We start from the raw sequence: 21,770 nt of genomic DNA on the forward strand, positions 1-21,770 counted from the left end.
GGAAGTGACATCCCGCCGGAGGAAGAGTTCAGCCTCATGACCACACCGCCGCAGTACCGCCCGGTACCCGCCCAGGTCGACCTGCCCGCCCTCGAACACGCCGTCCTCGACTTCTGGCGCGAGAGCAAGACCTTCGCCAAGACCCTGGAGCAGTCCGAGGGCCGCCCCGAGTGGGTCTTCTACGAGGGCCCGCCCACCGCGAACGGCATGCCCGGCGCCCACCACATCGAGGCGCGCGTCTTCAAGGACGTCTTCCCCCGGTTCCGCACGATGCGCGGCTACCACGTGGCCCGCAAGGCCGGCTGGGACTGCCACGGCCTGCCCGTCGAGCTCGCCGTCGAGAAGGAGCTCGGTTTCAACGGCAAGCAGGACATCGAGGCGTACGGCATCGCCGAGTTCAACGCCAAGTGCCGCGAGTCCGTGACCCGCCACACCGACGCGTTCACCGAGCTCACGACCCGCATGGGCTACTGGGTCGACCTGGACGACGCCTACCGGACCATGGACCCCGAGTACGTCGAGTCCGTGTGGTGGTCGCTGAAGGAGATCTTCAACAAGGGTCTGCTCACCCAGGACCACCGCGTCGCCCCCTGGTGCCCCCGCTGCGGCACCGGCCTCTCGGACCACGAGCTGGCCCAGGGCTACGAGACGGTCGTCGACCCCTCGGTCTACGTCCGCTTCCCGCTGACCTCCGGCCCGCTCGCGGGCGAGGCGGCCCTCCTCGTCTGGACGACGACCCCCTGGACCCTGGTGTCCAACACCGCCGTCGCGGCGCACCCGGAGGTCCGCTACGTCGTGGCCACCGACGGCACCGAGACGGTGGTCGTCGCCGAGCCGCTGCTGGAGAAGTCCCTCGGCGAGGGCTGGACGGCCACCGGCGCGTCCTTCACCGGCAAGGAGATGGAGCGCTGGACGTACGAGCGTCCGTTCTCCCTGGTCGAGTTCCCGGAGCCGGCGCACTACGTCGTCAACGCCGAGTACGTCACGACCGAGGACGGCACCGGTCTCGTCCACCAGTCCCCCGCCTTCGGCGCCGACGACCTCGCGGTCTGCCGCGCGTACGGGCTGCCCGTCGTGAACCCGGTCCGCCCCGACGGCACCTTCGAGGAGGACGTACCGCTCGTCGGCGGCGTCTTCTTCAAGAAGGCCGACGAGAAGCTGACCGCCGACCTCGACGCGCGCGGCCTGCTCTTCAAGCACATCGCGTACGAGCACAGCTACCCGCACTGCTGGCGCTGCCACACGGCGCTGCTGTACTACGCGCAGCCGTCCTGGTACGTCCGCACCACCGCCGTCAAGGACGCGATGCTGCGGGAGAACGAGAAGACCAACTGGTTCCCGGACTCCGTCAAGCAGGGCCGCTTCGGCGACTGGCTCAACAACAACATCGACTGGGCGCTGTCCCGCAACCGCTACTGGGGCACCCCGCTGCCGATCTGGCGCTGCGAGGAGAACCACCTCACCTGCGTCGGCTCCCGCGCCGAGCTGACCGAGCTGACGGGCACCGACCAGTCGGCACTGGACCCGCACCGGCCGTACATCGACGACGTCACCTTCACCTGCACCCACGAGGGCTGCGCGCTGGAGGCCGTCCGCGTCCCGGAGGTCATCGACGCCTGGTACGACTCGGGTTCGATGCCGTTCGCACAGTGGGGCTACCCGTACAAGAACAAGGAGGTCTTCGAGAAGCGCTACCCGGCGCAGTTCATCTCGGAGGCCATCGACCAGACCCGCGGGTGGTTCTACACCCTCATGGCGGTCGGCACCCTCGTCTTCGACAAGTCCGCGTACGAGAACGTGGTCTGCCTCGGCCACATCCTCGCCGAGGACGGCCGCAAGATGTCCAAGCACCTGGGCAACATCCTGCAGCCCATCCCGCTGATGGACCAGCACGGCGCGGACGCCGTCCGCTGGTTCATGGCGGCGGGCGGCTCCCCGTGGGCGGCGCGCCGCGTCGGCCACGGCACGATCCAGGAGGTCGTGCGCAAGACCCTCCTCACGTACTGGAACACGGTGGCCTTCCAGGCGCTGTACGCCCGTACGGCGAACTGGGCCCCGTCCGCGGCCGACCCGGCGCCGGCCGACCGCACAGTGCTCGACCGGTGGCTGCTGTCCGAACTGAACACCCTCGTCGCCGAGGTGACGGGGGCTATGGAGTCGTACGACACCCAGCGCGCCGGCAAGCTGCTGTCCGCGTTCGTCGACGACCTCTCCAACTGGTACGTCCGCCGCTCGCGCCGCCGCTTCTGGCAGGGTGACGCGGCCGCGCTGCGCACCCTCCACGACGTGGTGGAGACGGTGACCCGCCTGATGGCCCCGCTGACCCCCTTCATCACCGAGCGGGTCTGGCAGGACATGATCGTCCCGGTCACCCCGGAGGCGCCGGAATCCGTGCACCTCAGCTCCTGGCCGGAGTCGGACGCCGGGCAGGTCGACCCCGAGCTCTCCCGCCACATGCAGCTGGTGCGCCGCCTGGTCGAGCTGGGCCGCGCCACCCGCGCGGAGTCGGGCGTGAAGACCCGCCAGCCGCTGTCGCGCGCGCTGGTCGGGGTCACGGGCTTCGACGCCCTGTCCCCCGAGCTGCGGTCCCAGATCACCGAGGAGCTGAACGTCTCCTCCCTGGCCTCCCTGTCGGAGGTCGGCGGGTCCCTGGTGGACACGACGGCGAAGGCCAACTTCCGCGCACTGGGCAAGCGGTTCGGCAAGGGCGTGCAGGACGTGGCGAAGGCGGTGGCCGCCGCCGACGCGGCGGCGCTGTCCCTGGCCCTGCGGTCCGGCTCCGCCGAGGTCGAGGTGAACGGCGAGACGGTGGCCCTCACTCCGGAGGAGGTCATCATCACCGAGACCCCGCGCGAGGGCTGGTCGGTCGCCTCCGACTCCGGGGCGACGGTCGCCCTGGACCTGGAGATCACCCCCGAGCTGCGGCTGGCGGGCCTGGCCCGTGACGCGATCCGCCTGATCCAGGAGGCCCGCAAGAACTCCGGTCTGGACGTGGCGGACCGGATCGCCCTGCGGTGGTCCTCGCCGGACGCGGAGGTCGTGACGGCGCTGTCCGACCACGCGGCCCTGATCGCGGACGAGGTGCTGGCCGTGGACTTCGCCTCCGGCGAGGCGGACGCCACGTACGGCGACCCCTTCACGGACGAGCCCCTGTCCCTGACGTTCCGCCTCCGCAAGGCATAACCCCACCCCCGCCCCGCCCCAGCGGCCCGTACCTCCCCTCCGGGGGGTACGGGCCGCTCCCGTCTCCCGGGTTGCCCCTCCCACCCGGCGGCACTCCCGGCGTTGGAGGCATGGGGTCCGGGGCGGAGCCCCGGGCCGTGACCCGCACCCCCCGACGACAGCGGCCCCCACACCGGCAGCGCCACCGGCCCCGGCTTCGGCACACGCGGAACGGGCCGGGCCCGGTGCCCCCGAAGGGGAACCGGGCCCGGCCCGTGAAGCGACTGCCGACGCCGAACGCGGCGCCTAGTTGTCGTCCTCGTCGATCAGGAAGCCCCGCATGGGAGACGGCGCCTGCATCGGCTGCGGCGCGGCCGGCCGCACCGGAGCCATCGGCTGGGTCATCGCCGGGGACATCTGCTGCTGGTTGCCGCCGTAGGACGGGGCACCCATCGGGGAGGGACCGCCCATGGGGGACGGGCCGCCCAGCGACGGGCCTCCCATGGAGTGGCCCATCGCACCGGCCGGAGCCATCGAGGGCGACGGCGACGGCGGAAGCGAGGGGGCGCCCGGGTTGCGCGGCGGGGCCAGCGAGTCGTCGGCCTGGGTCTCCAGCTGACGCAGCTGGGACTCCAGGTAGGACTTCAGACGCGTGCGGTACTCGCGCTCGAAGCCGCGCAGGTCCTCGACCTTGCGCTCCAGCGTGGCGCGGGCGGACTCCAGGGAGCCCATCGCGACGCGGTGCTTCTCCTGCGCGTCCCGCTCCAGCGCGTCGGCCTTGGCGCGGGCGTCCCGCTCCAGGCCCTCGGCGCGCGACCGGGCCTCGCCGACGATCTTGTTGGCCTCGGAACGGGCCTCCGCGATCGCCTGGTCGGCGGTCTGCTGCGCCAGCGACAGGACGCGGGCGGCGCTGTCGCCACCGGGGCTCTGCTGCTGGTGCTGCTGCTGGTGCATCGGCTGGCCCATGGGCTGCATCTGCTGCCCCATCGGCTGCATCTGCTGCCCCATGGGCTGCATCTGCTGGCCCATCGGCTGGCCGAGCGGGTTCTGGCCGCCCATCGACTGCTGCTGCTGTTGCTGCTGCTGCTGCTGCATGGACTGCTGGCCCATGCCCTGCGGTCCGCCCATGGGGTGCTGCTGCATGGGGCCGCCCATCGGGCCCGGACCCTGCGGTCCGTTCCCGCCGGGGCCCGGCGGCAGCTGCGGCTGGCCGCCCGGCAGCTGGGGCGGGCCCATCTGGGGCTGCTGCTGCTGCGGCGGGCCGGATATGGCCGCGGGCACGGGGGCGCCGGGGCCTCGCTGGTCCTGGGGTTCCGGCTTGCGCATGCCTTGCTGCTGCTGGTTCTGCGCGGCGGCACGCGTGGCGGCGGCCAGCTTGGCGCGCAGGTCCTCGTTCTCGCGCAGCAGGCGCGTCAGTTCGGACTCGACCTCGTCGAGGAAGGCATCGACCTCGTCCTCGTCATAGCCTTCTCGGAGGCGGACGGTCGTGAACTGCTTGTTCCGCACGTCCTCGGGGGTCAGCGGCATGTCTTCTTCACCTCTACGTAGTCGTCGGCAGTCGGCAAGACCGTATCGGGACTGTCCCCGCGCCTGCGGGGGAGCACATCGTTCACACGCTTCTCGCAGCGGTGCTCACGAAACTGATGAGGATGTAAACGATGATCATCAGAACGAAGAAGGACAGGTCGAGTGCCACGCCCCCGAGACGCAACGGCGGGATGAAACGCCGAAGAAGCTTGAGCGGTGGATCGGTGACAGTGTAGGTGGCCTCCAAAACGACCACCATCGCCTTGCCGGGTGCCCATGAACGTGCGAACTGGAACACGTAGTCCATGACCAGCCGGAAGATCAGCACGATGAGGAAGCACATCAGCGCGATGTAGACGACCTGTAGTGCGACACCCATCCCGCGCTTCCCTCTCCCCTGCTTCCGCTCTGTTCCCGGTCCCGTATCTGACGGATCGGTCTAGCTTTGGTTGAAGAACCCGCCCTCCGCGATGCGGGCCTTGTCCTCCGCCGTGACATCGACGTTAGCAGGCGACAGCAGGAACACCTTCTGTGTCACCCGTTCAATGCTGCCGTGCAGACCGAAGACGAGACCGGCGGCGAAGTCCACGAGACGCTTCGCATCCGTGTCGTCCATCTCCGTGAGATTCATGATCACCGGAGTGCCCTCACGGAAGTGTTCCCCGATGGTACGGGCCTCGTTGTAGGTCCGGGGGTGCAGCGTCGTGATGCGGTACGGCTCCCGCTCGGAGACGACCTTGGGCATGATCACGGGGGCGTTCTTCTCCAGGTTCGAGCGATCGGGTGTGATGGATGCCACGGGGGCGATTCGCGCAGGACGTCCGTTTTCAACCGGAATTGGGATGGGTTCCCGCTGCGCCGGTGGCTGTGCGACTCGTACCGGTTCGTCCGATACGGGCGCTTGGTGAACTGGCTGCTGTCGGCGGTCCCGCTCTCGGGCCCGCTCGGGTTCCGGCTCGGGCTCGAACTCGTCGTCGGGGTCGTACCCCGGGTTGTCGTACCGGTCGTCCTCCACGAGGCCGAGGTAGACCGCCATCTTGCGCATCGCGCCGGCCATTCTCTGAGTCCTCCGCTCTGTGGTGGATCGCCCTGTCGCAGGTGCCGCCGTGTCACGAATGTCACCAACTGCCCGCGATCCACGTGGTCTGCCCGCCCATCAGCGGGAATGACCATATTTTCTGCTGTGGTCCGACTTTCTTCGCGACGTTACCCGAGCCGGGGTCTCGCGCCGAGTACCGCAGTGCCGACGCGTACATGTGTCGCACCGGCCGCCACGGCCTGTTCCAGGTCCGCGCTCATCCCCGCCGAGACCATCGTGGCAGTCGGATGGTCCGCGCGCAGCCGGGATGACAATTCCACCAGCCGCTCGAAAGCGGCCTGTTCGCGCCCCGCGTACGGACCGGTCAGCGGGGCGACGGTCATCAGCCCGTCGATCCGCAGTCCGGGCGATCCGGCCACGAGGTCCGCCAACTCCGCGAGCTGCTCCGGTGCGGCGCCCCCGCGGGCACCCCGTCCGCCCGACTCGGCGTCGAGGGCGACCTGTACGAGGCAGCCGATCTCCCGGCCCGCGTTCGCGGCGGCCGCGGACAGGGCCGTCACGAGCTTCGGCCGGTCGACCGACTGCACCAGGTGCGCGTATCCCGCCACGGAACGGACTTTGTTGGTCTGCAACTGGCCGACGAAGTGCCAGGTGAGCGGCAGGTCCGCGCAGGCCGCGGCCTTGGGGGCCGCGTCCTGGTCGCGATTCTCCGCCACATGACGGACGCCCAGGTCCGCCAGCAGCCGTACGTCACTCGCGGGGTAGGTCTTGGTGACCACGATGAGGGTCACCTCGTCCCGCCCGCGCCCCGCCGCCGCACAGGCGGACGCGATGCGTTCCCGCACCCGCGCCAGGTTCTCGGCGAGCTCCGACTCACGGTCCGTCATTTATTGGTCCAACCAGACATATCCGGCAAGCCGCCCGGTCACCCGGTCGCGGCGGTACGAGAAGTGGTCCCGCGACTCCAGTGTGCAGACCGGGGATCGGCGACTCTCCATCACCCCCGCCTCCGCGAGCTGGGCGTGGACTCCGGCGACCACGTCGACGGCCGGCGTGCCCCAGCTCGTCTCGGCGCGGGCGGCCGGCACCACCGCGGCGACCTCGTCCCGCATCCCGGCCGGCACCTCGTAGCAACGGCCGCAGACCGCGGGTCCGGTACGGGCGGTGATCCGCCCCGGCTCGGCCCCGAGGGCCACCATCGCCTCGACGGCGGCGGGCACCACCCCGGCGACCAGCCCCGGCCGTCCGGCGTGCGCGGCCCCCACGACCCCGGCGACGGGGTCGGCCAGCAGGACCGGCGTGCAATCGGCGGTGAGCACGGCGAGGGCGAGCCCCCGACGGGCGGTCACCACGGCGTCCACGCAGGGGATGTCCGTACCGGCCCCCCACGGTCCGTCCACCACCGCGACGTCCCGGCCGTGCACCTGGTTCATCCAGACCACCCGCTCCGGCTCGATGCCCAGGGATCCCACCGCCCGTGCCCGGTTCGCCAGAACGGCGGCAGGGTCGTCTCCGACCGCGCCGCCGAGGTTGAGCTCTTCGTACGGAACGGCGCTCACTCCGCCCCACCGGTCGGTGAAGGCGAAGTGGGCGCCGCCCACGTGGTGCTGCTCCGATGTCACTTCAAGAAGTCCGGGACATCCAGTTCCTCGGCCGGGCTGTCCTGGTACGGCCGGGCCGTCGGGACCTGCGGCGCGGGGGCCTGGACCTCGACCGGGGCCGGCTCGACCGGGGCCGGGGGCTCTTCGCGCGGGGTGACCGAGCCGAGGCCGCCGAAGGCCGGACGGGCCGGCTCCACCGAGCGGACCGGCGCGGGGGCCGGCTCCTCGCGCTTCGTGGACGCGGCGCCGATCACGTTGTCCCGGCGGGCCGGGGGCTGTCCGCCGTCGAACCCGGCCGCGATGACGGTGACCCGCACCTCGTCGCCGAGCGCGTCGTCGATGACGGCACCGAAGATGATGTTCGCCTCGGGGTGCGCGGCCTCGCTCACCAGCTGCGCGGCCTCGTTGATCTCGAAGAGACCGAGGTCCGAGCCACCGGAGATGGAGAGCAGCACACCGCGGGCGCCGTCGATGGACGCCTCCAGCAGCGGCGAGGAGATCGCCATCTCGGCCGCGGCCACCGCGCGGTCGTCGCCGCGGGCCGAGCCGATGCCCATCAGGGCCGAGCCAGCCTCGGACATCACGGACTTGACGTCGGCGAAGTCGAGGTTGATCAGACCCGGAGTGGTGATGAGGTCGGTGATGCCCTGGACGCCCGACAGCAGGACCTGGTCGGCCGACTTGAAGGCGTCCAGCACGCTGACCTGGCGGTCCGAGATGGACAGCAGCCGGTCATTGGGGATGACGATGAGGGTGTCGACCTCTTCGCGGAGCTCGGCGATGCCGTCCTCCGCCTGGTTCGCACGGCGCCTGCCCTCGAAGGTGAACGGGCGGGTGACCACACCGATCGTCAGGGCGCCCAGGGAGCGCGCGATGTTGGCCACGACGGGTGCGCCGCCGGTGCCGGTGCCGCCGCCCTCACCGGCGGTGACGAAGACCATGTCGGCCCCCTTGAGGACCTCCTCGATCTCCTCACGGTGGTCCTCTGCCGCCTTGCGACCGACGGCCGGATTGGCGCCGGCGCCGAGGCCCCGGGTGAGTTCGCGGCCGACGTCGAGCTTGACGTCGGCGTCGCTCATCAACAGCGCCTGGGCGTCCGTGTTGATGGCGATGAACTCGACGCCCTTGAGACCGACCTCGATCATTCGGTTGATGGCATTGACACCACCGCCGCCGACACCGATGACCTTGATGACTGCGAGGTAGTTCTGCGGTGCTGCCACGTCGAAGGCCTCTCGCCTCGAGTTACGTGTCGCCGCCTCGCGGGCCTGCGGTGCGACGACTGATGCCGAAATAGGGACGGTTCGAACGCGCCGACCCGAACCCTCACCCTGAAGTTTAGGGTTAGGGGTGTGTCTGTTCCTCGGACTCTTCCGAACAGGACACTAAGTCGACAAGTAGCGCGTGTTCAACGAACACGCCGAACCTCCCGTTTTTCTTTTCACCCTATGTGATCACCCGTATCGCTGGCCAACCAGGGTGCGTCGGTGTTGGACCCGACGTCAACTCCCGGACACAGCAGGGGCGGTGGGGACGGTCACGTCGAAGTGATCGGCCTTGGGCGCGGCTTTCAACAAAGCGGTCAGCGCACGCCCCTTCGCGTCACTCTGTTCGCCGCTCCCCCAGGCCACGGTGCGCCCCCGGGTCAGCTCCAGCACGACCGAGTCGTACGAACCCACCTTGACCTGCAGGGTCTCCGCGGCCACCGGTCCGGGGAGCGATCCGGCGACGAGCACGGCCTCCTGGAGCAGCCGCTCCTCGTCGAAACGGCGGGCGCTCGGCGAGCCGGCCGCGTTCAATTCAAGCACCGGAACACCCCCGGGTGCTTTCGGAACCGTGTCGAATCGCACACCCGAAGCGTCCACTTCCACGAAGTCGGCGCCCTTTTTGATGAGCAGGACGGGTTTGCGTTCCGTCACTTTCAGCCCGATTCCGTGCGGCCAGGCCCGTACGACATCGACCGAATCGATACGCGGCAGGCGGCCCCTGACGCGGTTTTCGATCTCGTCGGTGTCCACGCTCACCAGGGGTGCGCCGACCGGCACCGCCGCGGCGGCCAGGACCTGCTCGGGCGTGAGCACGTCCGTGCCGGCGGCGGTGACCCTCTCGACGCGGAGCCAGGAGGAGCCGTAGAGCACCCAGGCGGCGCCCCCCGCGAGGAGCGCCCCGGCCACCAGGCAGGCCAGTACGGGGCCCCGGCGCAGGCGTCCGCCGGGGCCCCGCGGGCCGGACCTCTGCGACGACGCGGGGGGCTTGGGGGGCCCGGGGCGCCCGGGAGAGCCGGGGCCCTTGCGGGAGGGTCCGCCAGAACCCGGTGTGCCGCGCTGTGCGGTCGTAGCTCCGGCCACTCCTGTGCCTCCTGCGTCTGTGCGTTCCCGCCTCAGCGGGCCCGGTGTGCCGCGATCGCCTCGTACACCATGCCGACCAGCAGCTCGTCGGCGTCCCGGCGGCCGAACTCGCCGGCGGCGCGGGACATCTCGTACAGGCGGTGCGGGTCGGACAGCACCGGCAGGACCTGGCCGAGCACCCACTCGGGCGTCAGCTCCGCGTCGTCCACGAGCAGGCCGCCGCCGGCCTTGACCACCGGCTGGGCGTTGAGCCGCTGTTCGCCGTTGCCGATCGGCAACGGGACGTAGGCGGCCGGGAGCCCGACGGCGGACAGTTCGGCGACGGTCATCGCGCCCGCGCGGCACAGCATCATGTCGGCGGCGGCGTACGCGAGATCCATCCGGTCCACGTACGGTACCGGCACATAAGGCGGCATCCCGGGCATGTTGTCGACACGCGGCAGTTCGTTCTTCGGGCCCACCGCGTGCAGGATCTGGATCCCGGAGCGCTGGAGGGTCGGAGCGACCGCCTGGATCACCTCGTTGAGGCGGCGGGCGCCCTGCGAGCCGCCGGAGACGAGCAGCGTCGGCAGGTTGGGGTCCAGGCCGAACGCGGCGCGCGCCTCGGGGCGTACGGCGGCCCGGTCGAGGGTGGAGATCGTGCGGCGCAGCGGGATGCCGACGTAGCGGGCCCCGCGCAGCTTGCTGTCGGGGGTGGAGACCGCGACGGCGTGGGCGTACCGGGAGCCGATCTTGTTGGCCAGTCCGGGCCGGGCGTTGGCCTCGTGGACGATGATCGGCACCCCGAGCCGCTTGGCCGCGAGGTAACCGGGCAGCGCCACGTAGCCGCCGAAGCCGACGACGCAGTCGGCCTTGGTGCGGATGAGGATCTCCTCCGCGGCCTTGATGGTGCCGCGCAGCCGCCCGGGGACCGTGATCAGCTCCGGGGTGGGCTTGCGGGGCAGCGGCACGGCGGGGATCAGACCCAGCTCGTAACCGCGTTCCGGCACCAGGCGGGTCTCCAGTCCGCGCTCCGTGCCGAGGGCGGTGATGCCCACTGAAGGGTCCTGCCTGCGCAGGGCGTCCGCGAGGGCGAGCGCCGGCTCGATGTGGCCGGCGGTCCCCCCACCGGCGAGTACGACATGCACCGAAATTCACCGCTCTCCGGACGGACGCTTCTTGACGCGCCGTCTCATCGATTTCCATCTCACCCCGGTCCGCCGCCAGCCGGTCTTCGGCTGTCGCATCGCGAGGGCCGCGCGCGCCGCCGGCTCCTCCCGCGCGAACGCGATGAGCAGTCCGACCGCGAACATCGTCGGCAGCAGGGCCGACCCCCCGTAGGAGAACAGCGGGAGCGGGACTCCGGCGATCGGCAGCAGGCCGAGCACCGCACCGATGTTGATCACGGCTTGCGCCGTGATCCAGGTGGTCACGCCTCCCGCGGCAAACCGTACGAAGGAGTCCTCCGTGCGTCCGGCCACGCGGATACCCGCATAGCCTAGGGCCGCGAACAGGGCGAGTACCGACAGCGTGCCCGCCAGACCCAGTTCCTCCCCGGTGATGGCGAAGATGAAGTCGGTGTGGGCTTCGGGTAGTTGTCCCCATTTCTCCACACTGGCCCCGAGCCCGGAACCGAACCAGCCGCCCGAGGCGAGGGCGTAGATCCCGTGCACGGCCTGCCAGCAAAGGTCGTTCTTGCCCGGTTCTGTCGCCCCGAGGCACGACAGCCGGTCCATCCGGTGCGGGCTCGTCTTGATGAGCAGTGCGACGATCACACCCGCGAACGCCAGCACCCCCACGAACAGCCGCGTCGGGGCGCCCGCGAGCCACAGCAGGCCGAACAGGATGGCGCCGAGGATCATCGCGGTGCCCATGTCGCCGCCGAGCATGATCAGCCCGAGCAGCAGGAACGCCACCGGGACCAGCGGCACCAACAGGTGCTTCCACTGGCTCAGCAGGTTCTTGTCGCCCTTGCGCGCGAGCAGGTCGGCGCCCCACAGGATCAGCGCCAGCTTGCCGAACTCGCTGGGCTGCAACATGAACGGACCGCCGAGGGAGATCCAGTTCTGGTTGCCGTTGATCGACACCCCTATCCCGGGAACCTGGACCAGGGCCATCAGGAAGAGCGTGCCGGCGAGCACCGGATAGGACAGTGCCCGGTGGAGTTTGACCGGCATGCGGGATGCGGCGAACAGCAGGCAGGCGCCGATCAGGGCGGCCAGGAACTGCTTCTTGAAGAAGTACGCGTCACCGAGCCCGAGCTGCAACGCCTTGATCATGGAGGCCGAGTAGACCATCACGAGGCCGAGCACGGTGATGAGCAGCGAGCTGCCGAAAATCAGGTAATACGCGGTGAGGGGACGGTCCCACGCCTTGCGCACCTGCTCCTGCGTGCGCCGGAACCGGGCCAGCGGCCCGCGTCCGGCGGACCGCCCGGCGCCCGCCGCCGGGCGCTTGCGGCCCTGCGCCCTCGCGGCGGAAGGCCGCCGCCCCGGAAGCATCTGCTTGGCCGGCATCTGTGATCTTCCCCTCCACTCGTACGACGCGAGCGGCCCGCCGGAGGGAACCCGTTGCGGAGCCTTCGGCCTAGGCGCTCTCGGCGGCCAGTTCGCGCACCGCGTCGGCGAACGCGTCCCCGCGCTTGTTGTAGTTCGCGAACATGTCCATGGATGCGCAGGCGGGCGCCAGCAGGACCGTGTCGCCGGGCTCGGCGAGCCGGGCCGCCTCCCGCACCGCCGCGGGCATCGCCCCAGTGTCGGTCCGGTCGAGGTCGGTGACCGGGACCTCGGGCGCGTGTCGCGCCAGCGCCTCGGCGATCAGCGCCCGGTCGGCGCCGATCAGCACGACGGCGCGCAGCCGCTTCGCGGACTTCCGTACGAGCTCGTCGAAGGTCGCGCCCTTGGCGAGGCCCCCGGCGATCCACACGACCGGCTCGAAGGCCGCCAGAGAGGCCTCCGCGGCGTGCGTGTTGGTGGCCTTGGAGTCGTCGATGTACGTGACGGAGTCGACCTCGTCCACGTACGCGACGCGGTGGGCGTCCGGGCGGAAGTTGCGCAGCCCGTCGCGGACCGCGCGCGGTTCCACGCCGAAGGCGCGGGCCAGGGCGGCCGCGGCGAGGGCGTTGGCGATGTTGTGCGGGGCGGGCGGGTTGACGTCCTCGACCTGCGCCAGCTCCTGCGCGTTCTTGTGCCGGTCGGCGACGAACGCGCGGTCGATGAGGATGCCGTCGACCACGCCGAGCATGGAGGGGCCGGGGGCTCCGAGCGTGAAGCCGATGGCCCGGCAGCCCTCTTCGACGTCGGCCTCCACCACGAGGTCCTCGGTGGCCCGGTCGGCGACGTTGTAGACGCAGGCGACCGTGTTGCCCTCGTAGATGCGGCCCTTGTCGGCGGCGTACGCCTCCATCGAGCCGTGCCAGTCGAGGTGGTCGGGCGCCAGGTTGAGCACGGCCGCGGAGTGGGCGCGCAGGGACGGCGCCCAGTGCAGCTGGTAGCTGGAGAGCTCGACGGCGAGCACGTCGTACGCGCCCTCCTGGAGCACCACGTCGATGATCGGGGTCCCGATGTTGCCGACGGCCGCGGTCCGCAGGCCGGCGGCCTTGAGGATCGACGCCAGCATCTGGGTGGTGGTGGTCTTGCCGTTGGTCCCGGTGATGGCGAGCCAGGGGGCGGCGTTCTCGCCGCGCAGCTGCCAGGCGATCTCCACGTCGCCGACCACGTCGACGCCTGCCTCCGCGGCCGCCGCGAAGAGCGGGCTGTCGGGCTTCCAGCCGGGCGAGGTGACGACCAGGTCGGTCCCCTCGGGCAGGGTCTCCGCGTCCGCGAGGCGCACCGCGATCCCGGCGGCCTCCAGCTCCGCGGCGCGGGCGCGGTGGCCCTCGCTGTCGCCGCCGTCGACGACGGTCACGGATGCGCCGAAGCCGGCCAGGGCGCGGGCGGCGCTGACGCCGCTCACGCCGAGACCGGCGACGGTGATGTTCTTGCCCTGCCAGGACGTCACTTGTCCGCTGCCCATCCCGCGTAGAAGAGACCGAGACCCACGATCACGCACATGCCCTGGATGATCCAGAAGCGGACCACCACGAGGACTTCGGACCACCCCTTGAGTTCGAAGTGGTGCTGCAGCGGTGCCATCCGGAAGACGCGCTTGCCAGTCAGCTTGAAGGAGCCGACCTGGATGACGACCGACATGGTGATGAGGACGAAGAGACCGCCGAGGAGCGCCATCAGGAACTCGGTGCGGGAGCAGATCGCGAGGCCGGCGAGCGCGCCGCCGAGGGCCAGCGAGCCGGTGTCGCCCATGAAGATCTTCGCGGGCGAGGTGTTCCACCACAGGAAGCCGAAGCAGGCGCCCATCAGGGCGGAGGCGACGACGGCCAGGTCGAGGGGATCTCGTACCTCGAAGCAGGCGTTCGGGTACGGCAGGGTCTGCGCGTTGGCGCAGGACTCCTGGTACTGCCAGACGCCGATGAAGGTGTAGGCGCCGAAGACCATCACGGCGGCGCCGGTGGCCAGGCCGTCCAGACCGTCGGTCAGGTTCACGCCGTTGGACATAGCCAGGATCATGAACAGGGCCCAGACCACGAACAGCACCGGGCCGATCGACCAGCCGAAGTCCGTGACGAACGACAGCTTCATGGAGGCCGGGGTAAGCCCGCGCGAGTCCTTGAACTGGAGCGCGAGCACCGCGAACGCGATGCCGACGATCAGCTGCCCGGACATCTTCGCCTTGGCCCGCAGGCCGAGCGACCGCCGCTTGACGATCTTGATGTAGTCGTCGAGGTAGCCGACGACGCCCATGCCCGCCATGAGGAACAGCACGAGCAGGCCCGAGAGGCTCACCGGCTCGCCGGTGATGACCTTCGTCAGGGCGTACGCGATGAGCGTCGCCAGGATGAAGGAGATGCCGCCCATGGTGGGCGTGCCCTTCTTCCCGGCGTGGCCGCGGGGGCCGTCGTCGCGGATGAACTGGCCGTAGCCCTTGCGGGCCAGCAGCTTGATCAGCAGCGGGGTGCCGACGAGGGTCAGGAACAGGCCGATGACTCCGGCGAACAGGATCTGCCTCATCGGTCGGCGACCCCGCCCTCGCGCTCCAGCAATGCCAGCGCGACCCGCTCCAGACCGATCGACCTCGAAGCCTTCACCAGCACGACGTCACCCGGGCGCAGCTCACTGCGCAACAGGTCGACCGCCGCCTGCGCGTCGGACACGACCACCGACTCCTCACCCCACGAACCCTCGTTATATGCGCCCAGTTGCAACCAGGACGCTTCCCTGCCCCCGACTGCGACGAGCTTGCTCACGTTGAGCCGGACGGCAAGCCGTCCCACCGCGTCGTGTTCGGCGAGCGATGCGTCACCGAGCTCGGCCATGGGGCCGAGCACCGCCCACGTGCGTCCCCCGCCGGCCCGCGCGGAGCCCCCCATCGCGGCAAGTGCGCGCAGAGCGGCCCGCATGGACTCCGGGTTCGCGTTGTAGGCGTCGTTGACGATCGTCACGCCGTCCGCCCGCTCGGTGACTTCCATCCGCCACCGGGACAAGGTGCCCGCCCCGGAGAGCGCGGTGGCGATCTCCTCGACGGACATGCCCAGTACATGGGCGACGGCGGCCGCGGCGAGCGCGTTCGACACGTGGTGCTCACCGTACAGCCGCAAGGTCACTTCGCCGCACCCGGTGGGTGTGTGGAGTGTGAAGGAGGGCTGTCCCGCGTCCGTCATGCGGACGTCGGTGGCCCGTACGTCGGCGTCCTCGGCCTCGCCGAAGAGCACCGTACGGGCCTTGGTGCGGGCGGACATGGGGCGTACGAGCGGGTCGTCGGCGTTGAGCACGGCGATGCCGCCCTCGGCCTCGGACGGCAGTGCCTCGACCAGCTCGCCCTTGGCCAGCGCGATCTGCTCCCGGCCGCCGAACTCGCCGATGTGGGCGGTTCCGACGTTCAGCACGAGCCCGATGCGCGGCGGGGTCAGGCCGGTGAGGTAGGCGATGTGGCCGATCCCCCGGGCCCCCATCTCCAGCACCAGGTGCCGGGTCTCCGCGGTGGCCTTCAGCGCGGTGAGCGGCAGGCCGATCTCGTTGTTGAGGGAGCCGGGCGTCCACACGGTGGGGGCGTGGGTCTGGAGCACCTGGGCGATGAGGTCCTTGGTGGACGTCTTGCCGGCGGAGCCCGTCAGGGCCACCACGTCGGTGCCGAGGCGTTCGACGACGGCCCGGGCGAGGGCGCCGAGCGCCTTCTCGACGTCGGGCACGACGACGGCGGGCACGCCGACGGGCCGGGCCGCGAGGACGGCCGCCGCGCCCGCGGCGACCGCGCGCTCCGCGTAGTCGTGGCCGTCGACGTACTCGCCGTCGAAGGCGGCGAAGAGGCTGCCGGCCTCCACCTGGCGGGAGTCGATGACGACGGGCCCGCTGATCCGCACCGACGGATCCGGTATGTCGTGGGGCCGCCCGCCGGTGATGTCGGCGATCTCGGCGAGGGAGAGGTCGATCACTGGTTCACCTCGGCCTGTGGGGCGTTCGTTGCTCTGCTCTGCGCAGCCTGGCGTTCGATCGCGGCGCGGAGCACCGTGCGGTCGTCGAAGGGGCGTACGGTGCCCGCGGTCTCCTGGCCCTGCTCGTGGCCCTTGCCCGCCACCAGGACGGTGTCCCCGGGCTCGGCGCGCGCCACGGCGGCGGCGATGGCCGCGGCCCGGTCGGCGTCGACCAGGACGGTGCCGCGCTCGGCGGGGGGTACGGACACGGCGCCTTCGAGCATCGCGGCGAGGATCGCGAGGGGGTCCTCGGAGCGCGGGTTGTCGGAGGTCAGGACGGCGGTGTCGGCGTACCGGGCGGCCGCGGCGCCCATGGGGCCGCGCTTGGTGGTGTCGCGGTCGCCTCCGCAGCCGAGCACGAGGTGCAGCCGGCCCTCGGTGACCTCGCGCAGGGCGCGCAGGACGGACTCGACGGCGTCCGTCTTGTGGGCGTAGTCGACGACGGCGAGGTACGGCTGCCCCGCGTCCACCCGCTCCAGCCGGCCGGGGACCCCGGGGACCGCGGCGACGCCGTCGGCGGCGGTCTGCGGGTCGATGCCGGCGGCGGCGAGGGTGACGATCGCGGCGACGGTGTTGGCGACGTTGAACGGGCCGGGCAGCGGCGCGGTGGCCCGGACGCGCTGTCCGTCGGGGCCTGTCAGGGTCAGGGTGGAGCTCGCCGGGCCGAACACCACGTCCTCGGCACGCCAGTCGGCGGCCGGGTCCCCGGTGGCGGAGAAGGTGGTGACCGGGATCGCCGCCTCCTTGGCGAGGCGGCGGCCGTACTCGTCGTCGAGGTTGACCACGCCGAGGCGGGCGCGGCGCGCGGTGAACAGCCCCGCCTTCGCCTGGAAGTAGTCCTCCATGCCGGAGTGGAACTCCATGTGCTCCGGGCTCAGGTTGTTGAAGACGGCGACGTCGAAGACGCAGCCGTCCACGCGCCCGAGCACCAGGGCGTGGCTGGAGACCTCCATGGCGACGGCCTCGACCCCGCGTTCGCGCATGACGGCGAACAGGGCCTGCAGGTCGGTGGCCTCGGGGGTGGTCCGCTCCGACTTGATGCGCTCGTCGCCGATGCGCATCTCGACGGTGCCGACGAGCCCGGTGCTGCGGCCGGCGGCCCGGAGCCCGCCCTCGACGAGGTACGCCGTGGTGGTCTTGCCGGAGGTGCCGGTGATGCCGATCTGGAGCAGGCCCTCGCCGGGCCGCCCGTAGATCGCCGCGGCCAGCTCGCCCATCCGGCCGCGCGGGTCCGGGGCGGTCAGGACCGGCAGTCCGGTCGCGGCGGCGCGCTCCGCCCCCGCGGGGTCGGTCAGCACGGCGGCGGCGCCGAGGCCGGCGGCCTGGGCGGCGAAGTCGGCGCCGTGGGTGCGGGCGCCCGCCAGGGCCGCGTACAGGTCTCCGGGGCGCACCGCACGGGAGTCGTGGGTGATGCCGGTGATCTGTGTGGCGGCCGGTTCCGGCAGGCCCAGCAGCGCTGCCAGGGCGCCCAGTGGCGTCGGGCTGGCGGACTCGGGCCGGGGCGCTCCAGGCGGCACTGCCGGGGCGTCCTTCTGGGTGGTTCTGGGCTGATCAGCGTGGGACACGGCGGTGAGCGTACCGGGCGCGGCGGGCCGCTCGCGAAGCGAGGGCCCGGCCCCGGTGCCGGCGGTCGGCTGGTTCCCGGGTTTCGGGGTGATCGTTGTCACTGGTGGTGCCTCACGCATTTCTGGCGGGCCGGTCGGGCTGGGGGTCACCGACCGGGCTGCGGACTGGGCTGCTGGGCGGGCTGCGGGCCGGGTTCGAAGGTGACCGGGAGTCCGGCGGGGGCGGTTCCGGTGGGGGCGACCTGGAGGGTCTTGAGGGCGAACTCCATGACCTTCTTGTAGATGGGGCCGCAGATCTGGCCGCCGAAGTAGCTGCCCTTGGTGGGGTTCTGGATGGCGCAGTAGACGGTGACGCGGGGCTTGTCCGCGGGTGCGAACCCGGCGAAGGAGGCGGTGTAGCCCTTGTAGCGGCCGGTGGCCGGATCCACCCGGTTGGAGGTGCCGGTCTTGCCGCCGACCCGGTAGCCGGGGATGCGGGCCTTGGTGCCGGTGCCGTCCTGGTCGTCGACCACGGATTCGAGCATCTCGGCGAGGGTCTTGGCGGTCTCCTTGCTGACCACCTGGCTCCGTTCCGGGGCCGGGGCGGGGGTGAAGCGGCCGTCGGGGCCCTTGGTGCCGCGCACGAGGGTCGGCTCGATCCGGACCCCGCCGTTGGCGATGGTCGAGTACACGGAGGCCGCCTGCATGGCGTTGAGGGACATGCCCTGGCCGAAGGGGATCGTGTACTGCTGCGAAGTGGACCAGGCCTCCGGCGCGGCGAGGATGCCGCGGGACTCGCCGGGGTAGTCCAGGCCGGTGGGCTGTCCCATGCCGAACTTGGTGAGGTAGGAGTGCAGCACCTTGTTGGCCTCGGGCTGGGTGGGGCCGAGCTGCCCGGTGGCCAGGATGGTGCCGATGTTGGAGGACTTGGCGAGGACGCCGTTGAGGGTCAGGTACCAGGTCGGGTGGTCGATGTCGTCCTTGAAGAGCCGGTCCCCGCGGTGGAGCCGGTTGGGGACCTCCACGTGGGTGCCGGGGGTGGCCTTCTTCTCCTCCAGTACGGCGGCCATGGACATCACCTTGGCGGTGGATCCCGGCTCGTACACGTCCTGGAGCGCCGCGTTGCCCATGGCGGTGGAGCGGGCGCGGGTCAGGTCGTTGGGGTCGAAGCCGGGGGCGTTGGCCATGGCGAGGATCTCGCCGGTGCCGGTGTCCTGGACGATGACGTAGCCGCGGTCGGCGCCGGACTTCTCGACCTGCTCGGCGATGGCGCTCTGGGCCGCCCACTGGATGTCGCGGTCGATGGTCAGCTCGATGTCCTCGCCGGGTACGGCGGGCTTCTCGCTGGATCCGGCGGTGGGCACGCGGCGGCCGCCGGACTGGGCGTAGGTGACCTCGCCGTCCTTGCCGGACAGCTTCTTGTCGAGGGAGGACTCCAGGCCGCCGCCGCCCTTGCCCTCGGCGTTGACGTACCCCAGTATCCCGGCGGCGAGGTCGCCGCCCGGGTACACGCGCTTGCTGCTGTTCTCGTTGAACACGCCGGCCAGGACGTTGGCGCCGGGACCGTTGTTGCGCTTGTCGGCGGCCGCCTTGTCCGCGAAGACCCGCTTGAGGTCCTTGATCTGGTTCCAGACCTGGGGGGTCTGGCGGTAGGCGATCACGACGTAGCGGGTGTTCGGCGTCTTCAGCCGCGCGGCGAGCTCCGCGGCGTCCTTGCCGAGGATGGGCGCGAGGAGGGCCGCGGCCTGCTCGGGGGCGTCCGGGGCCTTGCTGTCCTGCGGGGTGAACATCTTCGGGTCGGCGGTGATGTCGTACGCGTCGACGCTGGTGGCCAGGGCCACGCCCTTGCGGTCGGTGATCTCGCCGCGCTCGGCGGCCAGTCGGACGCTGGTGTAGCGGTTCTTGGAGGCCTCGGCCGAGAAGGCCGGGGCGTCCACGGCCTGGACCTGGAGCAGCCGGACCACGAAGGCGAGCATGACGAGGGTCAGGCCGACGCCGACCAGGCGCAGCCGGGGCCTGGGGCTGCCGAGCCGGATGGTGTGCGGCCTGGACGGGCCGGCCGCGGGGCGGCGGGTCGCGGGCCGGGACGCGGGGCGCGCGCCGCCCGCGGCGCGGGCCCGGTCCCCCGGGCGCGGCCGCCCGGGACCGGGGACCCGCCTGCGCGGCGGCTCCTGCGGGCTCACGCCGCGCCCCCGGAGGGGCGGCGGGGGGCGCCGCGGAGCGGGTCCGTGCCCGGGTTCCGGGGGCTCCGCCCCGCTCCGGGGGCGGGCGGGGCGGGGGTGGATCCCGCAGGGGTCCGCGTCACGACGTCACCTTCCGGGGGGCTGGCTGGGCTGCTGGGAACCGGCGGGGGCGGCCGCCGGGGACGCCGGTGGGGCGGAGGCGGAGGGCGACCCGGCCTGGGGCGGCGCGCCCGGGGTCTGGGAGGGGTTCGGGGCCGGTGCCTGGCCCTGGAAGGGTGCCGGGGACGGCGGCGGGGTCGGGGTCGGGGCCTCGGCCGGGGCGGCGGCGCCGGCGACCTTGCCGTCCGGGCTGATGAAGACCGGGCTGCCGCCGGGGACCAGGCCCAGCTCCTGCGCCCGGCGCTGTAGCGCGTCGGGGGCGGAGTAGGCGTCGACGTCGCGCTGGAGCGCCTGCTCCTCGTCGGTGAGGACGGTGGTCTCCTTCTTCAGCTTGCTCAAGCGGAAGGAGCCCTCGTTCAGCGCCGAGTTCAGCAGCAGCAGGCTGATCAGGCCGCCGCCGAGCAGGGCCACGACGAGCAGGACGAACGGCATGCGGGCCGCCTGTCCGGCGGAGTTCGCGGGACGGGCGCCGGGGCGGCCGCCGAGGGCCTTGCCGACCCGGGCCGCCCGGCCGCGCGTCAGTGTGGCGAACTTCCCCGCCCTGCCGCCCCCGGCCGTCACAGCTTCGCCTCCCGGATGCGTTCGACACCGCGGCAGCGTGCCGGGGCGGCCCGCCGGTTCTCGGCGATCTCCTCCTCGGTGGGCAGTTCCGCACCGCGCGTCAGCAGCTTCAGCTTCGGCTGGTACTTCTCCGGGACCACCGGCAGGCCGGGCGGGGCCGTGGAGGTCGCGCCCGCGGCGAAGACCTGCTTGACCAGGCGGTCCTCCAGCGAGTGGTACGAGAGCACCGCGATCCGGCCGCCGACGGCGATCCGGTCGACCGCCGCCGGGATCGCCCGCTCCAGGCCCGAGAGCTCGCCGTTGACCTCGATGCGCAGCGCCTGGAAGGTGCGCTTGGCGGGGTTGCCGCCGGTGCGCTTGGCCGCCTGCGGCAGGGAGTCGCGGATCAGCTCGACCAGCCGGGCGCTGTTGGTGAAGGGCTCCTTCTCCCGCTCCCGGACGACCGCGGACACGATCCGCTTGGCCTGCTTCTCCTCGCCGTACTGGCGCAGGATGCGCACGAGCTCGCCCGGCGCGTAGGTGTTGAGCACCTCGGCGGCACTGATGCCCGTCGTCTGGTCCATCCGCATGTCCAGCGGCGCGTCCTGGGCGTACGCGAACCCGCGGTCGGCCTCGTCGAGCTGCATGGAAGAGACGCCGAGGTCGAAGAGGACGCCCTGGACGGTCCGGATGCGCAGCCCGTCCAGGGCCTCGGCGAGGTCGGCGTAGATCGCGTGGACGAGGGTGGCCCGGTCGCCGAAGGGTGCGAGCCGTTCGCCGGAGAGCCGCAGGGCCTCCTTGTCGCGGTCGAGGCCGATCAGGCGCGCCTCCGGGAAGCGGGTGAGCAGGGCCTCGCTGTGGCCGCCGAGGCCGAGGGTGCAGTCGACGACGACGGCCCCGGGCCTCTCCAGCGCCGGGGCCAACAGGTCCAGGCACCGCTGGAGCATCACCGGGACATGTCGGGACTCGCTAGTCAAAGCGCCCTCTCAGATAACGGCGCACCGCGCGCACGCACCGCCGGGTCCCCCATCCGCTCGGGAGCGGTACCCGTCCGGCGGCACCGGGGAAGCCGGCCCCGGCCGGCCGGTGAGCGGGAGGGGGCCGGGCCGTGCGTACGCACCGCGCACGCGGAGTGTTCGTCGGGGGCCGGGCGGCCGGTCAG

General features: G+C 71.8%; 17 protein-coding genes. 1 reads left to right on the top strand and 16 read right to left on the bottom strand.

Going from position 1 to position 21,770, the window contains the following annotated elements:
* Nucleotides 1-36 precede the first annotated feature (36 nt).
* Entirely contained in the window at nucleotides 37-3,183 is a 3,147-nt protein-coding gene (ileS, locus tag ACFWW8_RS01260) for an isoleucine--tRNA ligase (protein WP_386521947.1), read from the top strand.
* 285 nt (nucleotides 3,184-3,468) lie between these two features.
* Here ileS and ACFWW8_RS01265 read toward each other — a convergent pair whose 3' ends face one another.
* From ACFWW8_RS01265 to rsmH, 16 genes are all read right to left on the bottom strand, one after another.
* Nucleotides 3,469-4,689, bottom strand: coding sequence for a DivIVA domain-containing protein (locus tag ACFWW8_RS01265; RefSeq protein WP_386521950.1), 1,221 nt, complete (start codon nucleotides 4,687-4,689; stop codon nucleotides 3,469-3,471).
* A gap of 82 nt (nucleotides 4,690-4,771) precedes the next feature.
* Nucleotides 4,772-5,068, bottom strand: coding sequence for a YggT family protein (locus tag ACFWW8_RS01270; RefSeq protein ID WP_007263603.1), 297 nt, complete (start codon nucleotides 5,066-5,068; stop codon nucleotides 4,772-4,774).
* Nucleotides 5,069-5,128: 60 nt separating this feature from the next.
* The gene (locus tag ACFWW8_RS01275) at nucleotides 5,129-5,746 is read right to left on the bottom strand and encodes a cell division protein SepF (protein ID WP_386521952.1); all 618 of its coding nucleotides are present in this window, start codon (nucleotides 5,744-5,746) and stop codon (nucleotides 5,129-5,131) included.
* Nucleotides 5,747-5,895: 149 nt separating this feature from the next.
* A complete protein-coding gene (locus ACFWW8_RS01280; protein WP_386521955.1) occupies nucleotides 5,896-6,615 on the bottom strand; it encodes a YggS family pyridoxal phosphate-dependent enzyme in 720 nt (239 codons plus the stop codon).
* On the bottom strand, nucleotides 6,616-7,329 hold the full coding sequence (pgeF, locus tag ACFWW8_RS01285) for a peptidoglycan editing factor PgeF (protein WP_386522227.1): 714 nt from the start codon (nucleotides 7,327-7,329) through the stop codon (nucleotides 6,616-6,618).
* A 17-nt stretch (nucleotides 7,330-7,346) separates the two neighbouring features.
* Complete coding sequence (gene ftsZ / locus ACFWW8_RS01290; protein ID WP_386521957.1) at nucleotides 7,347-8,552, bottom strand: cell division protein FtsZ; 1,206 nt, start codon at nucleotides 8,550-8,552, stop codon at nucleotides 7,347-7,349.
* A 279-nt stretch (nucleotides 8,553-8,831) separates the two neighbouring features.
* On the bottom strand, nucleotides 8,832-9,677 hold the full coding sequence (locus ACFWW8_RS01295) for a cell division protein FtsQ/DivIB (protein WP_386521960.1): 846 nt from the start codon (nucleotides 9,675-9,677) through the stop codon (nucleotides 8,832-8,834).
* A 32-nt stretch (nucleotides 9,678-9,709) separates the two neighbouring features.
* Nucleotides 9,710-10,804: an undecaprenyldiphospho-muramoylpentapeptide beta-N-acetylglucosaminyltransferase gene (gene murG, locus ACFWW8_RS01300; RefSeq protein WP_386521962.1), complete on the bottom strand. Its 1,095-nt coding sequence runs from the start codon at nucleotides 10,802-10,804 to the stop codon at nucleotides 9,710-9,712.
* A gap of 6 nt (nucleotides 10,805-10,810) precedes the next feature.
* The gene (gene ftsW / locus ACFWW8_RS01305; RefSeq protein WP_386521965.1) at nucleotides 10,811-12,172 is read right to left on the bottom strand and encodes a putative lipid II flippase FtsW; all 1,362 of its coding nucleotides are present in this window, start codon (nucleotides 12,170-12,172) and stop codon (nucleotides 10,811-10,813) included.
* A 70-nt stretch (nucleotides 12,173-12,242) separates the two neighbouring features.
* Nucleotides 12,243-13,670, bottom strand: coding sequence for a UDP-N-acetylmuramoyl-L-alanine--D-glutamate ligase (murD, locus tag ACFWW8_RS01310; protein WP_386521968.1), 1,428 nt, complete (start codon nucleotides 13,668-13,670; stop codon nucleotides 12,243-12,245).
* Nucleotides 13,652-14,722 carry a phospho-N-acetylmuramoyl-pentapeptide-transferase gene (gene mraY / locus ACFWW8_RS01315; protein WP_386521970.1) on the bottom strand — a complete coding sequence of 357 codons (1,071 nt, stop codon included), beginning with the start codon at nucleotides 14,720-14,722 and terminating at the stop codon, nucleotides 13,652-13,654. Before mraY ends, murD begins: the two co-directional genes overlap by 19 nt.
* On the bottom strand, nucleotides 14,719-16,143 hold the full coding sequence (murF, locus tag ACFWW8_RS01320) for a UDP-N-acetylmuramoyl-tripeptide--D-alanyl-D-alanine ligase (protein WP_386521973.1): 1,425 nt from the start codon (nucleotides 16,141-16,143) through the stop codon (nucleotides 14,719-14,721). Before murF ends, mraY begins: the two co-directional genes overlap by 4 nt.
* Entirely contained in the window at nucleotides 16,140-17,849 is a 1,710-nt protein-coding gene (locus ACFWW8_RS01325; RefSeq protein WP_386521976.1) for a UDP-N-acetylmuramoyl-L-alanyl-D-glutamate--2,6-diaminopimelate ligase, read from the bottom strand. Before ACFWW8_RS01325 ends, murF begins: the two co-directional genes overlap by 4 nt.
* Nucleotides 17,850-17,893: 44 nt before the next feature.
* Nucleotides 17,894-19,909, bottom strand: a complete 2,016-nt coding sequence (locus tag ACFWW8_RS01330) for a peptidoglycan D,D-transpeptidase FtsI family protein (RefSeq protein ID WP_386521979.1) — start codon at nucleotides 19,907-19,909, stop codon at nucleotides 17,894-17,896.
* A gap of 126 nt (nucleotides 19,910-20,035) precedes the next feature.
* On the bottom strand, nucleotides 20,036-20,629 hold the full coding sequence (locus ACFWW8_RS01335; RefSeq protein ID WP_386521981.1) for a hypothetical protein: 594 nt from the start codon (nucleotides 20,627-20,629) through the stop codon (nucleotides 20,036-20,038).
* Complete coding sequence (gene rsmH / locus ACFWW8_RS01340) at nucleotides 20,626-21,585, bottom strand: 16S rRNA (cytosine(1402)-N(4))-methyltransferase RsmH (protein WP_386521983.1); 960 nt, start codon at nucleotides 21,583-21,585, stop codon at nucleotides 20,626-20,628. Before rsmH ends, ACFWW8_RS01335 begins: the two co-directional genes overlap by 4 nt.
* Nucleotides 21,586-21,770 lie beyond the last annotated feature (185 nt).

The sequence above is a fragment of the Streptomyces sp. NPDC058701 genome, from assembly GCF_042715295.1.
GTDB lineage: Bacteria > Actinomycetota > Actinomycetes > Streptomycetales > Streptomycetaceae > Streptomyces.

Coding starts and splice junctions, on each gene's coding strand:
- ACFWW8_RS01275 (WP_386521952.1), bottom strand. CDS start 5,746: ATGGCCGGCGCGATGCGCAAGATGGCGGTCTACCTCGGCCTCGTGGAG.
- ftsW (WP_386521965.1), bottom strand. CDS start 12,172: ATGCCGGCCAAGCAGATGCTTCCGGGGCGGCGGCCTTCCGCCGCGAGG.
- murD (WP_386521968.1), bottom strand. CDS start 13,670: ATGGGCAGCGGACAAGTGACGTCCTGGCAGGGCAAGAACATCACCGTC.
- mraY (WP_386521970.1), bottom strand. CDS start 14,722: ATGAGGCAGATCCTGTTCGCCGGAGTCATCGGCCTGTTCCTGACCCTC.
- ileS (WP_386521947.1), top strand. CDS start 37: ATGACCACACCGCCGCAGTACCGCCCGGTACCCGCCCAGGTCGACCTG.
- ACFWW8_RS01265 (WP_386521950.1), bottom strand. CDS start 4,689: ATGCCGCTGACCCCCGAGGACGTGCGGAACAAGCAGTTCACGACCGTC.
- ACFWW8_RS01280 (WP_386521955.1), bottom strand. CDS start 6,615: ATGACGGACCGTGAGTCGGAGCTCGCCGAGAACCTGGCGCGGGTGCGG.
- ACFWW8_RS01270 (WP_007263603.1), bottom strand. CDS start 5,068: ATGGGTGTCGCACTACAGGTCGTCTACATCGCGCTGATGTGCTTCCTC.